The organism is Nocardia pseudovaccinii NBRC 100343, from assembly GCF_001613225.1.
GTDB classification, from domain to species: domain Bacteria; phylum Actinomycetota; class Actinomycetes; order Mycobacteriales; family Mycobacteriaceae; genus Nocardia; species Nocardia pseudovaccinii.
The window spans coordinates 1-18,032 of record NZ_BDBY01000230.1 but is presented as its reverse complement, the minus strand read 5'-3'; the positions used below and the strand labels follow the sequence as shown (position 1 = coordinate 18,032).

Annotated in this window: 2 protein-coding genes and 1 pseudogene; all 3 read right to left on the bottom strand. The window is 69.0% G+C overall.

Annotated features, from left to right (window positions below):
• The coding region (locus NP3_RS49960; RefSeq protein ID WP_218024954.1) for a type I polyketide synthase at positions 1 to 4,923 on the bottom strand (4,923 nt) is incomplete at its 3' end.
• A gap of 52 nt (positions 4,924 to 4,975) precedes the next feature.
• Positions 4,976 to 10,531: a type I polyketide synthase gene (locus tag NP3_RS28985; protein ID WP_063044779.1), complete on the bottom strand. Its 5,556-nt coding sequence runs from the start codon at positions 10,529 to 10,531 to the stop codon at positions 4,976 to 4,978.
• Positions 10,528 to 17,970, bottom strand: a pseudogene (locus NP3_RS28980) (type I polyketide synthase); the annotation flags it as partial. The pseudogene NP3_RS28980 and the gene NP3_RS28985, both read right to left, overlap by 4 nt.
• Between the last annotated feature and the right edge of the window lie 62 nt (positions 17,971 to 18,032).

Here is an 18,032-nt window from a genome sequence, read left to right as displayed (position 1 = left end):
GGCCTCGGCCTGGCCGCGGATCGCGGCGGTGTCGACCGTGGCGATCACCGCGTGCGCCGTGCCGCGTTCGAGCACCGCGTCCCAACCGGCCAACGCCTGCTCGTCCGGGATCGCGGTGAATCCGCCCCGGCTCATCCGAGCCAGGTCGACCTCACCCAACTGCCCGGCCATACCGCCCGAGCGCGCCCATGGGCCCCACGCCAGCGACTGACCGGCCAGCCCTCGTGCTCGCCGGTGGGCAACCAGCCCGTCCAGGAAGGTGTTCGCGGCCGCGTAGTTGCCCTGCCCGGGACCGCCCACGGTGCCCGAAATCGACGAAAACACCACGAACGCGGCAAGATCCAGGTCCGCGGTCGCCTGATGCAGATGCCATGCGGCATCCACCTTCGGTGCCAGCACCGTATCCACCCGCCGGGTGGTCAAGGAGGCGATGACCCCGTCGTCGAGCACACCCGCGGCATGGATCACACCGGTCAACGGCCACTGCGCGGGGATGTCGGCCAGCAGCCCGGCCACCGCGTCGGCATCGGCGACATCACACGCCACCACCCGCACCTGCGCACCCGATTGCTCCAGCTCGGCGCACAATGCCGCGACGCCCTCGGCCCGAGGACCACGGCGGCTCACCAGCAGCAACGACCGCACGCCGTGCTCGGCCACCACGTGCCGGGCCACCACCGCACCCAAACCACCTGTGCCACCGGTGATCAGCACCGTTCCCGCACCGAAGGCGTCGTCGGCGGCCGATGCGGACGCGAGGGGCGCGGGCCGGGTGAGCCGCGCGGTGTGGGTGATGCCGTCGCGGAGGACTACCTGGGGTTCGCCCACGGCCAGGACAGCGGCCGCGACGGACTGGTCGACGTCGGTGTCGGTGTCCACCAGGACGATTCGTCCCGGATCCTCGGTCTGCGCGGACCGCACCAAGCCCCACACCGCGGCACCGGCGAGATCGGTGAGGTCCTCGTCGGCCATTGCGACCGCACCGCGGGTGGCGACCAGCAGTGTGCTCGCGGCGAACCGGTCCTCGGACAGCCACGCCTGTACCACCTCGAGGACGCGTGCGACCTCGGCATGGGTAGCGGTCACCACGTCGGTACCGGAACCTTCGCTCCACCCGGACCCGGTCTCGACCACCACGACCGGCGGCACCGCCGCTCCCGGATCCAGCCCGTCCCACCGAACCGCACCCGAATCCACTGCGGGCGAATCCGATTCGACCGGCGACCACACCACTTCCAGCAACGAATCGGCCGCGCCGCGCGCACCCGCGGCGAGCTGCTCCAGTCGCATGGGCCGTGGCGTCACCGATCCGGACAACACCGGCTGCCCCTGCTCGTCCGCCGCCCACAGCGACACCGACGATCCGGTGGTGGTCAACCGGACGCGCAGCACCGATGCCTCGGCCGCGTGCAGCGCGACCGATTCCCACGAAAAGGGCAGCACGACTTGTCCGGCCGCCATCGTGAACGGTGAATCCGGCTGTCCCACGGCATTATCGAGGACGCCCGCCAGCAGTCCGGCCTGCAGTGCCCCGTCCAGTAGTGCCGGATGGATCCCGAATCCTTCGGCGCGCGCACCACTATCGGCATCGATGGCGATCTCGGCGAATACCTCGGTGCCACGTCGCCACAACGCACGCACACTCTGGAAGGCCGGACCGTACTCGTATCCCCGTGCCGACAGGGCCGTATACGCGGACGCGACATCGAGATCGGTCGCCGCGGCAGGCGGCCAGGTCTGCGATGCGGGCGCGGCCGTGTCGTCCGGGGTGGTCAGCTGCCCCCGCGCGTTCAGGACCCACTGACCGTCCGGGTCGTGCTCACTGCGCGAGTAGATCGAGATCGGCCGCTGCGCGAACTCCGGTCCGGGCCCGCCGACGACAACCTGGATCCGCACGCCGCCCGAGGCGGGCAGCAGCAGCGGCGCCTGCAGCGTCAGGTCGTCGATCACCGGGTATCCGGCTTCGGCACCGGCGCGCAAGGCCAGCTCGACGAAGCCGGTCCCCGGCAGGAGCACCGACCCGGCAACCGCGTGGTCGGCCAGCCACGGCTGCGTCGCGACCGACAACCGGCCGGTCAGCAGCACGTCGCCGGACTTCGCTTCCGAGACGACCGCACCCAGCAGCGGATGCCCCATCGCGCCCAGACCCACCGATTCGACACCGGCGGCACCGAGCGCGGGTTCGAGCCAGAAGCGCCTGCGGTCGAAGGCATAGGTGGGCAATTCGACCGGTGCCGGTTTCGGGTCCGCGAGCACCGCGTTCCAGCGCACCGGCACCGCACGCACGGCCAATCGCGCGACCGCGGCGAGGATCTCGGCGGGTTCGTCACGCTCGGGATGCAGCACCGCCACCGCGGTCGCCGCCTCGGGCAGGCACTCGGCCGTCATCGCCGACAGCACCGAGTCGGGACCCACTTCCACGAAGGTGTCCACACCGTCGGCCCAGGCCGCGGCCGCGGCGTCGGCGAACCGCACCGGCCGCCGCACCTGATCGACCCAGTACTGCGGCGAGCACCACAGGCCGGGATCCGCCACCGCCCCGGTGACGGACGAGATCACCGGAATCCGGGGCGGATCGAAGCGCAGTGTCGCGACCACCTCGGCGAACCGCGCCAGCATCGGTTCCATCAGCGAGGAATGGAAGGCATGGCTGACCCGCAAGCGTTTGACGCGTCGCCCGCGCTCGCGCAGCTGCTCGGCGAGAACGTCGACGACCTCCGCACGACCGGAGATCACCACTGCCGCAGGGCCGTTGACCGCGGCCACGTCCACCCCGTCGACACCGTCCAGCAGTGCGGTGATCTCCTGTTCACCGCACTGCACCGCGAGCATCGCTCCGCCGGTGGGCAATTCCTGCATCAACCGGCCCCGCGCCGCGACCAACGCGCACGCATCGGCCAGGCTCAGCACACCGGCGACATGCGCGGCGGCGATCTCACCGATCGAGTGCCCGAACACCACATCCGCTGTGACACCCCACGATTCGAGCAGGCGGTACAGCGCCACCTCGACCGCGAACAGCGCAGGCTGGGTCAACCGGGTCTGCTCCAATTCGGTTCCGGAGCTGATCGCGTCGCGCAAGGAGAGCCCGAGCAGCGGATCCAGCAGCGCGCGAACCTGGTCGAAAGCCTCGGCGAACACCGGGAACCGGCCGTACAGCTGCTGCCCCATGCCCGCCCGCTGGGAGCCCTGCCCGGCGAACATCACACCGACCCGCGACGCCGCGCCGGAACCGACGGCGACATCGGGACCCGGTTCGCCTGCCGCCACCGTGGCCAGCCGCCGCAGCAGCTCGGCCCGGTCGTCGCCCACGACCACGGCCCGATGCGCGAACAGCGTGCGAGTCGAGATCAGCGAATGCGCCACCGCGGACACCGACACCGCGGGATCGGCGGCCACGAACTCGTGCAACCGCGCGGCCTGCGCCCGCAGCGAGGCCTCCGACTTCGCCGACACCACCCACGGAACCGCGACCGCGACAGTGTTTCCCGAGCCGCCGGGGTTGGCGCCCGGCTGAGATTCGGCCGGTGCGCCCGCGGATACGTGTTCGAGGATGACGTGCGCGTTGGTGCCGCTGATGCCGAAGGAGGACACCGCGGCCCGGCGCGGCCGGTCCGCTGCCTCGGGCCAATCCCGCTTCCGGGTCAGCAGTTCGATCGCGCCGGTGGACCAGTCCACCCGCGGGGTGGGCTCGTCGACATGCAGGGTCGGCGGCATCACCCCCTGCCGCATCGCCATGATCATCTTGATCATGCCGCCGACGCCCGCCGCGGCCACCGAGTGACCGATATTGGATTTCAGCGACCCGAGCCACAGTGGCCGACGCGGATCACGGTCCTGTCCGTAGGTGGCGAGCAGGGCGTGCGCTTCGATCGGATCCCCCAGCACCGTGCCGGTGCCGTGCGCCTCGACCACATCCACGTCGTCGGCCGAGAGCCGCCCGTTGGCCAGCGCCGCGCGGATCACCCGCTGCTGCGATGGACCGTTCGGCACGGTCAAGCCGTTGGACGCACCGTCCTGATTGATCGCCGTGCCGCGGATCACCGCCCACACTCGATGCCCGTGTCGCTGCGCGTCGGACAGCCGCTCCAGCACCAGCATGCCCGCGCCTTCGGACCAGCCCGTGCCGTCCGCCGACGCCGCGAACGACTTGCACCGGCCATCGGCCGCCAGCCCCCGCTGCCGGGAGAACTCCACGAACATCCCCGGCGAGCCCATGACCGTCACGCCGCCTGCCAACGCCATCGCGCACTCCCCCGCGCGCAGCGACTGGGCCGCCAGATGCACCGCCACCAGCGAGGACGAGCACGCGGTGTCCACCGACACCGCCGGGCCCTCCAGTCCAAGTGCGTAGGCCACCCGGCCCGACACCACGCTGCCGGTCGTACCGGTCAGCAGGTAGCCCCGCAGATCCACCGGACCCGCGTGCAGCAGATCGGCGTACTCCCCGTTCGACGCACCGGCGAAGACACCGGTATCGGATCCCCGCAATGTCGACGGTTCGATACCGGCTCGTTCCAGGGCTTCCCAGGAGGTTTCCAACAGGATCCGCTGCTGCGGGTCCATCGCCAGTGCCTCGCGCGGGCTGATCCCGAAGAACTCCGCGTCGAATTCCGCCGCGTCATAGAGGAACCCGCCCGAGCGCGTGTACGACTTCCCGCGCGCCTGCGGGTCCGGGTCGTAGAGCCCGTCGATATCCCAACCGCGGTCGGTAGGGAACTCACCGATCGCGTCGACGCCCTCGGACACCAGATTCCACAGATCCTCCGGAGAGGCCACCCCGCCCGGGTAACGACAGGCCACACCCACAACCGCAATGGGCTCGAACTTCTGATCCTCGACTTCCCGCAGCCGCCTGCGGGTTTGGCGCAGATCGACCGTCAGGCGCTTCAGGTAGTCAAGGTGCTTGTTGTCGTCGACCATCTAAGTTCCCGCAATCCTTCCGAACTCGAGCCAAGCTCGAGGAATTCCGTGCTCAGGCTTCCAATTCGCTGTCGAGAATCGCGAAAAGCTCTGCTTCGTCGGCGTTTTCCACATCGTCATCGCGATGGACACCAGCGGTGTCGATTCGAGCTGCCCAACTGGTCGCAATGGACTGCAACCGAGCCACGATCCGGGCCTTTTCCTCCTCGCCCCGATTTCCGGTCGCGAGGGCGGATTCCAAATCCTCGAATACCGCGTCGATCGAACGAACCGGCTTTTCGCCTGGCCCGTCGATGAGTTGTTCGCGGAGATACTCGGCCAGCGCGGCCGGTGTGGGGTAGTCGAAAACCACGGTGGCCGCCAGCGCCAGGCCGGTATCGGCTTTGACCCGGTTGCGCAGCTCGACCGCACCCAAGGAATCGAATCCCAGGTCCTGGAAGGTGCTGCGGTCGGCATCGAGCGCGGACACGACATCCCGGCCGAGCACGGCCGTCACGTGCGCACGGACGGTATCGAGCACGACCTGCCGCTGCCGATCCGCATCCAGGCCGGTAAGCCGTTGCCGCAGAGCGGATATCACCATCAAGGTCGCCGCCGGACGGATGGCCGCCGGTGGTAGCAGTTCCCGCAGCAAGGGTGGCAGCAGTCCGGCATCGGCCTGGGCGCGGATCGCGGTGGTATCCACCCCGGCGATCACCGCGTGGCCCGGACCCGTTTCGAGCACCGAATCCCATGCGGCCAAGGCCTGCTCGTCCGACAACGCGGTGAATCCGGCGCGCATCGTCCGGGCCGCATCGGCATCGGTCAGGTGTCCGGTCATGCCGCTGGAGCGTGTCCACGGACCCCAGGCCAGTGACCGACCGGCCAGCCCTCGTGCTCGCCGGTGGGCCACCAGGCCGTCGACGAAGGTGTTCGCCGCCGCGTAGTTGGCCTGACCGGGGCCGCCGATCGTGCCCGACAACGACGAGAACACCACGAACGCAGCCAGATTCAGATCCGCGGTCGCCTCGTGCAGATACCAGGCGGCGTCGGCCTTCGGCGCCAGTACCGCATCCACCCGGGACGCGGTCAATGCCGCGATGACCCCGTCGTCGAGGACGCCCGCGGCATGGATCACCCCGGTCAACGGCCACGGCTCGGACACCTCGGCCACCAGGCGGCGCACCGCGCCGGGATCGCTGACATCACACGCCACCACCCGAACCCGCGCGCCCAGCTGCTCCAACTCGGCGGACAGCGCCGCGACACCCTCGGCTTGCGGGCCACGGCGGCTGACCAGCAGCAACGACCGCACCCCGTGCTCGGTGACCACATGCCGGGCCACCACCGCACCCAAACCGCCGGTGCCGCCGGTGATCAGCACCGTCCCCCCACCAAAGGCGCGAGCATCATCGTCCGTAACAGATGTGAGCGTTGTAGGTCGGACGAGTCGAGCGGCATGGGTGACCCCGGCGCGCACGACGACCTGGGGTTCGTCCACGGCCACAACGGTGGCCGCGAGTCCCTCGTCGACACCGGTATCCGCATCCACCAACACGATTCGGCCCGGATCCTCCGTCTGCGCGGTACGCACCAAGCCCCACACCGCGGCACCGGCGAGATCGGTGAGGTCCTCACCGGCCAGCGCGACCGCGCCGCGCGTGACGATCAGCAGGGTGCTCGCAGCGAACCGGTCCTGGCCCAGCCACGCCTGCACCACCTCGAGAATCCGTGCGACCTCGGAATGGGTAGTGGCCACGACATCGCTGCCGGTGTGTTCGTTCCGCCCGGCCCCGGCCTCGACCACCACCACCGGGGGCACCGGCGACTCCGGATCCAAACGGTCCCACCAACCCACACCCGCATCCATCGCCGCGGACTCGGACGCGGTCGGCGACCACACCAACTCCAGCACCCGATCGGCCGGACCGCCCGCACCCGCGGCGGCCGCGGCAAGCTGCTCCAGCGGCGTCGGGCGCATCGTCACCGACCCCGACAGCACCGGTTGCCCCTGCTCGTCGGCCACCCACACCGACACCGACGATCCGGTCCCGGTGAGACGCACACGCAGCACCGACGCTCCGGTCGCGTACAGCGACACCGACTCCCACGAGAACGGCAACACCGCCTGCCCGGCACCGATCTCGAGCACACCGGCCAGCAGTCCCGCCTGCAAGGTCGCGTCCAGCAATGCCGGATGGATCCCGAATCCTTCCCCGCGCACCCCGGTCTCCGCATTCGCGGCGATCTCGGCGAACACCTCCTCGCCGCGTCGCCACAGCGCCCGCACACCTCGAAAGGCCGGACCCAGTTCGTAACCACGCGTCAGGAACTTGGTGTACTCGACATCGACACCGGTCGCCGAGGCGGGCGGCCATGCCCCGAGTTCGGGTTCGGCCGTGTCGTCCCGGGTGGTCAACAGGCCGCGCGCGTGCAGTACCCACGGTCCGTCGTGGTCGTGTTCACCGCGCGAGTAGATCGATATCGGCCGCTGCGGGGACTGGTCGGCGGGCCCGCCGACGACGACCTGGATCTGCCGACCGCCTGCCGCGGGCAGCACCAGTGGCGCCTGCAGCGTCAATTCCTCGATCACCGGGCACCCGGCTTCGGCACCGGCACGCAACGCCAGCTCAACGAACCCGGTCCCCGGCAACAACAAGACCCGACCGATGACATGGTCGGCCAACCATGGCTGCGACAGCGGTGACAGTCGCCCGGTCAGGACGACACCACCATCTGCCATCGGCAATGTCGCATCCAACATAGGGTGTTCCACCGCACGCAAACCCACGGATTCGACACCGGCGGTGCCGAGCGAGGGTTCGAGCCAGTAGCGACGACGCTGGAAAGCGTAGGTGGGCAACGACACTCGCGAGACCGGACGAGCGGTGAAGAATCCGCTCCAGTCGACCTCGACACCGACCGTGTGTGCGTGTGCCAGGCAGTTGACGAACTGCTCGACCTCGGCACGCCCTCGACGTGCAGCGGCAATCACCGACGACTGTGCTTCGGCATCTTCCGGCAAGCATTGCCGGGTCATCGCCGTCAGCACCGCGTCCGGACCGATTTCCAGGAATCGACGCACGCCCGAGGCCACCAAGGTGTCCACGCCCCTGGCGAACTGAACGGCCGCCCGCACCTGCTGAACCCAGTAGGCGGATTCCAGCACTTCATCGCCCGCGATCCGGCCGGAGAGATTCGATACCAGTGGAATCTGCGGGCGATGGTAGGTCACATCCCGTGCGACAACGGCGAACTCGGCCAGCATCGGTTCCATCCGGTGGGAATGGAACGCGTGCGACACCCGCAACCGGGAGGTCTTGCGCCCGCGGTCGGCAAACCACTGCTCGAGTGCCGCCACGGCATCCTCGTCACCGGAAACCACAACGGCTGCGGGTGAATTCACCGCGGCGATGGACGCTCGGTCGTCATGGCCGACGAGGGCCGCGGATACCTCGTGCTCGCTCGCCGCGATGGCCAGCATCGCGCCGCCTTCGAGCAGCTGCCCCATGAGGCGGCCGCGCGCCGCGACCAGTCGGCACGCGTCCGGGAGCGACCACATACCGGCGATGTACGCGGCGGCCAGCTCACCGATCGAATGTCCTACCAGGACATCCGGTGTCACGCCGAACGAGTTCAGTAGTCGGCTCAGGGCGACTTCGTATGCGAACAGCGCGGGTTGGGTGAACTCGGTCCGATCCAGAACAGTGTCAGTGCTGCCGTCGGCCAGCCGACCGGTGAACATCAACTGCTTCAGCGAACCGCCCAGTAGTGGATCGAACTGCTCGCACAGCTCGTCCAGCGCGGCAGCGAATACCGGAAACGCCTCGTACAGTTCACGTCCCATCCCGGCCCGCTGTGCGCCCTGTCCGGTGCACAGGAAGGCTGCCTTGCGCGTCACCGCTTGCCCCGCCGTCACGCCACCGGCGGTGCTCGCCGATCCGTGTTCCGCGAGTGCCGCCAGTCCGGCGAGCATCGTGTCGCGGTCGTCGGCGACTACCGCGGCCCGCCAGTCGAGCCGGGCGCGGGTCGTCAGCAGCGAATAGCCGATGTCTTCGACTGCCGAATCGGGGTTTTCGGTCACCCATTGCCGCAATTCGGCCGCCTGCGCACGCAAGGCGTCCTCGGTTTTCGCCGATAGCAGCCATGGGGAGACATCGGCGGCGACCACCTTCGCAGCACGATCGGCGGTGTCGTCCGCCGGTTCGGCGGGAGCCTCCGCCAGGACGGGGGCCTCTTCCAGAATCAGGTGCGCGTTGGTTCCGCTGGCGCCGAATGAGGACACGCCCGCGCGACGCACCCGCTCGCCGACCGGCCACGGTTCTGCCTCGGTGAGCAGCCGCACCGAGCCCGCCGACCAGTCCACATGCGGCGTCGGAGCATCGACATGCAGTGTCGCGGGCAGGATTTCGTGCCGCATAGCCTGCACCATCTTGATCACGCCGCCGACACCGGCCGCGGCGGAGGTGTGTCCGATATTCGACTTGAGCGAGCCGATGCGCAGCGGATCTCCGGCGCGATCGCGTCCGTAGGCGGCGATCAGCGCCTGCGCCTCGATCGGGTCGCCGAGGGTGGTGCCGGTGCCGTGTGCTTCGACCGCATCCACTTCGGCGGGCGTGAGACCGGCACTGGCGAGGGCCTGCGCGATCACCTTTTCCTGCGAAGGACCGTTCGGTGCGGTCAGATGGCTGCTGGCGCCGTCCTGGTTGACCGCGCTGCCGCGGATGACCGCGAGGACTTGGTGGCCGTGACGGCGCGCATCCGACAACCGCTCGACCGCGAGCATACCGAGGCCCTCGGAGAATCCGGTCCCGTTCGCCGCTGCCGAGAAGGCCTTACACCGTGCATCCGGGGACAGCGCACCCTGCCGGGCGAAGGCGATCAGCAGTGTGGGGTCCGACATCACGGTGACCCCGCCGACCAAGGCGAGCGAGGTCTCGCCCTGACGCAACGCCTGACACGCGAGGTGCAGCGCGACCAGCGACGACGAGCACGCCGTGTCCACCGAGAGTGCCGGACCTTTGAACCCGAAGGTGAAGGCGACCCGCCCGGACAGAACGCTGGCCGAAACACCCAGGTAGGCATGGCCTTCCGACTCTGCGGTCAGGCCCGGGGAACCCACGCGGGGGCCGTAGTCCTGGTGGATCACACCGGCGAATACTCCGGTGTCGCTGCCGCGCAGCGTCGCCGGATCGATGCCTGCGTCCTCCAATGCCTCCCATGCCGCTTCCAGGAACAGGCGCTGTTGCGGATCCATCGCCTCGGCCGCGCGCGGGCCGATTCCGAAGAATCCCGCATCGAAATCGCCTGCCGCGTCCAGGAATCCGCCTTCCCGGGTGTAGATGGTCCCCGGCGTATCCGGATCCGTGTCGAACAGGCGCTCGAGGTCCCAGCCTCGGTCGGCCGGGAACGGACCGACCGCGTCGATACCGGAAGCGACCAGATCCCACAACTGCGCCGGAGTTTCGACACCGCCTGGATACCGACAGCTCATGCCGACGATCGCGATCGGTTCGCCGGTACGTTCTTCCAGGTGCTGGATGTGCTTCTTGGCGGCGCGGAGGTCTCCGGTGAGCTTGCGCAGATACCGGCTGAGCCGTTCCTCGTTGCTGGCGGCGGGGTTGCTCATGCTGGGCCAAACTCCTCGTCGATCAGGTCGAAAAGCTCACTGTCGGAATGGAATTCGAGATCGTCGTAGGCACCCTCCGACGATGTGCCGGTCAGGTAGGCGCGCAGGCGCTCGTTGACGCCCCGCAATCCGGCGACGGTCTCGTCGTTGTCGCCGCCGTCGGCGATGATCCGCTCGAGCAGGGCCTCGAGCCGCGCGATGTCGTCGGGCACCGCCGATGTCGGTTGCGCAGGCGCTGCAACCGCGGTCTCCGCCAGCAGGTAGTCGGCGACATCTCCCGCGGTCGGGTAGTCGAAGACCAAGGTCGAGGGCAGCGACAGCCCAGTCACCCTCGAGAGCCGGTTCCGGAATTCGACTCCGCCGAGGGAATCGAAGCCGAGTTCGCTGAAGCCGCGATCGGGTCCGATGTCGTCGGCCGACCCGTAACCGAGCACCGCCGCCACGTGTTCGCGCACCAGATCCAGGACGACCCCACGTCGCTTCGCCTCGGCCACACCGTGCAGACGCTCCCCGAGCGACAGTTCACCACTCGATGCCGGGGCCGACCGGCCGCGTGCCCGGACGAACCCGCGCAGCACCGCCGGAATCGCACCGGTATGCGCTTCCAGGCGCAGTTTGTCGGTATCCAGCTGCAACAGCGCCGATACCGGTTCGGCCGTGGTCAGCGATTCATCGAACAACCGCAGGCCGTCGGCGCGGTCCAACGGAGCCAGGCCAAGTCGCTCCAACCGGTTCATGGCCGTGCGATCCAACGCGCCGGTCATGCCTATGTCCTGCTGCCACGGCCCCCAGGCGAGTGCGAGTGCGGGCAGTCCCGCGGCGCGGCGTTGCATCGCGAGGGCGTCCAGGAAGCTGTTCGCGGCAGCGTAGTTCGCTTGCCCGGCCGAACCGATCAGGCTGGCAATCGAGGAGAACAGCACGAACGCCGACAGATTCAGGTCCCGGGTGAGCTCGTGCAGATGCCAGGCCGCATCGGCCTTGGGAGCGAACACCCGATCGACCTGGTCACCGGTGAGCGTGTGGAACGTGCCGTCGTCGAGCACGCCCGCCGTGTGGACGACACCGGTGAGCGGGTGCTCCGCGGGCAGGCCAGCCAGCAGCTCGCGCAGCGCGTCGCGGTCGGTGACATCGCAGGCCGCGATCCGCACCTCGGCGCCAGATCGGGAGAGTTCCGCCGCGAGTTCCGTTGCACCCTCGGCACGCTCGCCACGGCGCGAGACCAGCAATAGTCGCCGCACACCGTGTGTGGTGACCAGATGCCGGGCCAGCAGCGCGCCCAATCCTCCGGTTCCGCCCGTGATCAGCACGGTTCCCGATCCGAACGATACTTGCTCTGTGACCTCGCCCGAGGTCAGTGCCTCGAGTCGCGGTATCAGGACGTGATCGCCCCGCACTGCCACCTGCGACTCGCCGGTCTCGAGCACAGCTCGGATCGAGTCGGCCGAAATGTGCTGTGCACCACCGGATTCGTCGGCGTCGAGCAGCACGATCCGATCCGGATATTCGGTCTGAGCGCTACGTATCAGCCCCCATACCGCGGCCGATGCGGTATCCGGCGTCTCATCGGGCAGGGCTGCCGCACGGTTTGTCAGCACAACCAGCTGCGATCGTGCGAATCGCTGGTCGGCCAACCAGTCTCGCACCGTGCGCAAGGCGGCATGGACCCGGTCGCGCGCGGATGGCTGCGAATCACCGTGCAGCGCAGCGGCTTCGGACCACACCACGACGTCCGGAACAATCGAAGCCGAAGCGAGCGTGGTCAGATCCGGATACCGCTGGTCGATTCCGTCCACGTGCCCGGCTCCGAGCACGGCCGCGCTCTCGGTCGGGGTGTGTCCGTCGGGTAACTCCACCGTCGCCCAGCGCAACCCGTACCGTGCCGCGCGTCCGCCCGGCAGCGTGGCGCGGAACTGCTGGACGTCGTAGGAGCGCATGACCGCTTCGTCGATGGTGACCACCGGAGTTCCGTCCTGGTCGACGGCCACGACGGTGATCGCCTCACCGCTGCGCTGGATGGCCATCACCCGCAACGTCCTGACCGTGGACGTGGTGTGGATCTGCGTTGCGCCCCAACGGAACAGGAGTTTGCCCTCGGCGGGATCGCCCTTGTGGTCGGGCCAGATCAAGCAGGCGATTCCCGCATGCATCACCATGTCGAACAGCGCCGGATGCAGCTGGAACCGCTCGGCCGGGAATTCCTGGCTCAGGGTGACCTCGGAGAAAACCGTGTCACCGCTGCGCCATGCGGCGTCGACGCCGATGAAGGAGGCGCCGTATTCCAGTCCGGCGGCACGCGCCACCTGGGCCGGAATCCAGTCGGTATCAACCGGTTCGGCGTCGACCGGCGGCCACGGCGCGTTTCGCAGCATGTCCATCAGTCCGATGTCGATCAGCTGGCGACCGCTCAGCACACCACTGGCGTTGCGCGTCCACTCGCTGTCGGCCCTATCGCCGGTGAGGCGGTAGTGGAACGTGAACGATCTACGTCCCGTGGCATCCGGTTCCCGCACCAGTACCTGGAGTTCGACCTCGCCGTCCGCCTGCGGGAGGATCGGCGTCTCGAGGATGAGCTCCTCCACGGCGCCGCATCCGATCCGCGGACCCGCGACCAGCAGCATCTCCATGAGCGCGGCACTCGGGACGAGCACCACGCCGTAGGTGGTGTGGTCGGCGATCCAGGGATGGGTGCGCAGCGAGAGCCGCCCCGTGAACAGCCACTCGTCGCGGTCGGCCACTCGCACCACATCGGTGAGCAGCGGGTGTTCCGAGGTCGCGTTCCGGGTCTCCCCGAGGCTGGGTTCGAGCCAGTACCGCCGATGTTCGAAGGCGTAGGTGGGCAAGGCAATTCGTGACACCTGGCGGGTGGCGAACAACGGATTCCAGTCGACGGCCAGCCCGGCGGTGTGCGCGTGGCCGAGCATGGTCAGGAACTGTTCGGCCTCGTCGTGATCGCGACGGGCCGCCGCGGCGACCACCGATCGAGCCTCGACCTCCGCGGGCAGGGTGTGCCGCGTCATCGCCGCCAGCACGGCGTCGGGTCCGACTTCGAGGAACCGGCGCACGCCCGACGCCACCAGCGTCTCGACTCCGGGCGCGAAACGCACCGCGTCGCGCACCTGTGACACCCAGTACCCCGGATCCAGGATCTCATCTCCCGCGATCCGGCCGGAGATGTTCGACACCAACGGAATTCGCGGGGCGTTGAAGGTCACTCCCGCCGCGAGGGTCTCGAACTGCGCCAGCATCGGGTCCATCCGATGGGAATGGAACGCATGCGACACCCGCAGTCGGCTCGTCTTGCGACCGCGCTCGGTGAACTGCCGGTCGATCTCGTCGATGACCTGCTCGTCACCCGAGATCACCACGGCCGCAGGCGCATTCACCGCCGCCACGGATACCCGATCACCGAATCCGGCGATCGCCGCGCCGATTTCGGTCTCGGACGCGGCGACCGCGAGCATCGCGCCGCCGGAGGGCAGCGCATCCATCAGCCGCCCTCGTGCCGCGACCAGCTCGCAGGCATCCTCCAGTGACCACACACCGGCCACATACGCCGCGGCCAGTTCACCGATCGAATGCCCGATCACCATGTCCGGGACGAGCCCGAACGACTCCAGCAGCCGATACAGCGCCACTTCGAACGCGAACAGCGCGGGCTGGGTGAGTCGGGTGCGATCCAGAATCCCGGTTTCCGCTGACCCTTTCGAGCGACCTGACAAGCAGTCGCTAGCGGTGACGCCCTGATCGTCGATCAGGTGTCCGGTGAACATCGCTTGCTTCAGGGAACATCCGAGCAGCCGATCGAACCGGGCGCACACCTCGTCCAGCGCCGCGGCGAATACCGGGAAGGCCTCGGAGAGACCCGCGCCCATGCCGACCCGCTGCGCACCCTGACCGGTGAACAGGAAGGCGGTCTTCCCCGAGCCCGCGGTGCCGGAAACCACTCCGGCCGAGCCGGATCCGGCGACCAGCTTCGCCAGCCGCGCGAGCAGTTCGTCGCGCTCGGAACCGAGGATCGCCGCTCGCCACTCGTGCCGCGCACGTGTCGTGGCGAGCGAATAGGCCACATCCGCCGGATCGGCGTCGGGGTGATCGATCAGCCACTGCCGCAGTTTCGCCGCCTGTGCCCGCAGGGCGTTCTCACTCTTGGCCGAAACCAGCCATGGCACCGCCGTGTGCGGGCTTTCGGTAGCCGGTGGCGAGACGACAGGTTGCGGGGCGGGCGCTTCCTCGAGGATCAGGTGGGCGTTGGTGCCGCTGACGCCGAACGAGGACACACCTGCCCGGCGAACCGTTCCCCCGGCACGCCACGGTTCCGGCCCGGTCAGCAGGCGCACCGCGCCCGCGGACCAATCCACGTGCGGGGACGGCGCTTGCGCGTGCAAGGTCGGGGGCAGGGTTTCGTGTCGCAGCGCCTGCACCATCTTGATCACGCCACCGACACCGGCCGCCGCGACGGTGTGACCGATATTCGATTTGATCGATCCGATGCGCAGCGGCTCCCGATCGCCGCGATCCTGCCCGTATGCGGCGATCAACGCGTTGGCTTCGATGGGGTCCCCCAGCGGAGTGCCGGTCCCGTGCGCTTCCACGGCATCCACGTCGGCGGGTGTGAGCCCGGCATTCGCGAGGGCCTGCGCGATCACTCGCTCCTGCGACGGACCGTTCGGCGCGGTCAGGCCATTGCTCGCACCGTCCTGGTTCACCGCACTGCCCCGGATGACGGCCAGGACATCATGGCCCAGCCGCTGCGCGTCCGACAGCCGCTCCAGGATCAGTACGCCCACGCCCTCGGCGAAGGCCACACCGTCTGCCGCGGCGGAGAACGCCTTGCATCGGCCATCCGGCGACAGGCCGCGTTGCCGCGCGAAATCCACGGAGAGATAAGGGGTTGCGGCCACGGTGACGCCACCGGCCACGGCCAGCGATGTTTCGCCCTGACGCAGGGCCTGACACGCCAGATGCATGGCCACCAGTGAGGACGAGCATGCGGTATCGATCGTGACCGCCGGTCCCTCGAGGCCGAACACGTAGGCCACGCGGCCGGAGACGACACTGTGGGTGGTGCCGGTCAGCCGGAATCCTTCCAGGTCGCCGGTCACGCGATCGACATATCCGGAGGCGCACGCACCCGCGAACACACCGGTATCGCTGCCGCGCAATGTGTTCGGGTCGATTCCGGATTCCTCCAGTGCCTCCCACGATGCTTCCAGCAGCAACCGCTGCTGCGGATCCATGGCCAAGGCTTCGCGTGGGCTGATTCCGAAGAATCCGGCGTCGAAATCGCCTGCGTCGTCCAGGAATCCGCCGCCGCGGCTGTAGACCGTGCCGGGCTTGTCCGGGTCCTGGTCGATCAGCCGCTCCAGATCCCAGCCACGATCGTTCGGGAATTCGGTGGTGGCATCGGTCCCCGACCGCACCAGATCCCACAACTGCTCCGGGGTTCGGACGCCGCCGGGAAATCGGCAGCTCATGCCGACGATCGCGATGGGCTCGTCCACGCGGACGCGGCGCGACACCCGTGCGGTCCTTGGACCGGATGCTGTTCCCTCGATCTTGGCGTGCAAGAGGGTGGCGACCGCCGCGGCGGTGGGGTGGTCGAAGACCAGGGTGGACGGCAGCTGGACACCGGTCGCCTTCGACAGCCGGTTGCGGAATTCGACGCCGCCGAGCGAGTCGAATCCCAGTGCGTCGAATCGCTCGTCGGGGCTGATGTCTTCGGCGGAACCGTGTCCGAGGACGGCCGCGGCGTGCTCCCGGACCAGGTCGAGCACCACCTCGGCGCGTCGGCCCTCCGGTACCCGGCTCAGTCGTGTGCCCAGCGAACTCGACGCGGCCGCGGTCCGGTCCGTGGTGCGGGGCAGGAAACCGCGGAACACTGTCGGCACCGCACCGTTGCGTGCTTCGCGCCGCAACTGCGCCGGGTCGAACCCGATCGCCGCCAGGTGCGCGGCGGCGCGGCCGGTGGCCGCATCGAACAGCCGGAGACCTTCGTCGTTCCGCAGTGGGTGCAGGCCGAGCCGTTCCCAGCGGGCGACGGCGCTGCGGTCCAAGGCGCCGGTCATCCCCGCGGCGGAATTCCAGGGCCCCCACGCCAGCGAAATCGCGGACAGCCCTTCGGCTCGGCGACGGTGCGCCAGCGCGTCGAGGAATGCGTTGGCCGCCGCGTAGTTGCCCTGTCCCGCCGATCCGACCGTTGCCGCGACAGAGGAGAACAGCACGAAGGCCGACAGGTCACGGTCGCGAGTGAGCTCGTGCAGGTGCCAAGCGGCGGTGGCCTTCGAGTCGAATACGCGCCGCAGTTGCTCGGCGGTCAGGCCCGCGAGGGTGCCGTCGTCGAGGACTCCCGCCGCATGGACGATGCCGGTCAGCGGATGCTCGGACTCGATCGAATCCAGCAGCGAACGGAGAGCTTCTCGATCGCCTACATCGCAGGCCGCCACCCTGACAGCAGCGCCCGCTTGCGACAGCTCGGACACCAGTTCCGTTGCACCGTCGGCAGTTTCGCCACGCCTGGAGACCAGCAGCAAACGGCGGACTCCGTGTGCGGCGACCAGATGTCGAGCCACGAGTGCGCCGAGGCCACCGGTGCCACCGGTGATCAGTACGGTGCCTGCGCCAAGTGACAGCGTCGCGGAGCGACTCGATGAGGGGTGGTCGGGCGACGGGTGGGCTGGGCCCGGCTCGGCATCGTGCTCGGCTCGTGCTTTCGCCAGTCTCGGGACTAGCAATGCGCCGTCGCGCACCGCGGCCTGCGGTTCGTCTGCCGCGATCACCGCGCCGACCAGCGTCGGGTAATCCATGGACGCGGCGGCCGCCAGGTCGGCGTCGAGGAGGATGAACCGGCCCGGATATTCGGATTGGGCGCTGCGCACCAGGCCCCAGACGGCCGCCGCGGCGAGATTCGGAGCCACGCCCGGCAGCGCGGCACCGTTCGCCGTCACCACGACCAGCCGAGTGTCGGCCAGACGATCGTCGGCCAGCCAGGCCTGTACCGTCGCCAAGACCGTTTCCAGGTGGCCGCGAACGACCGCCGAATCCTCGGCCGCATCGATGACCTCCGGATGCCACCACACGACATCCGGAATCACTTGTGCCGCAACGATTTCTGATGGAGTCGGGTAGCAGGTTTCGATTCCGTCGACCAGTACCGAACCGAGTACGGCCATCCGGTCCGCGGACAGACCCGATGTCGCCGCCGGTACCGGCGTCCACTGGATCTCGTAGAGGTCGGCGTCATCCCCGGCCAGTGTGGCGCGCATCTGTTTCACGTCGTAGGGCCGCATGACGACCGCGTCGACGGAGATCACGGGCCGTCCCGAATCGTCAACGGTCGCAACGGAGATCGTCTCCGGGCCGCTCGCGACCGCGATGACCCGCAGCGTCGTCGCCTTGACCAGCGGCTGGTGCAGTCGCGCCCCGCCCCAGCGGAACAGCAACCGGCCGGTGTTCGGATCGCTGTCCTGTTCGTGCCAGACGAGCCCGGCCAGCCCGGCGTGCA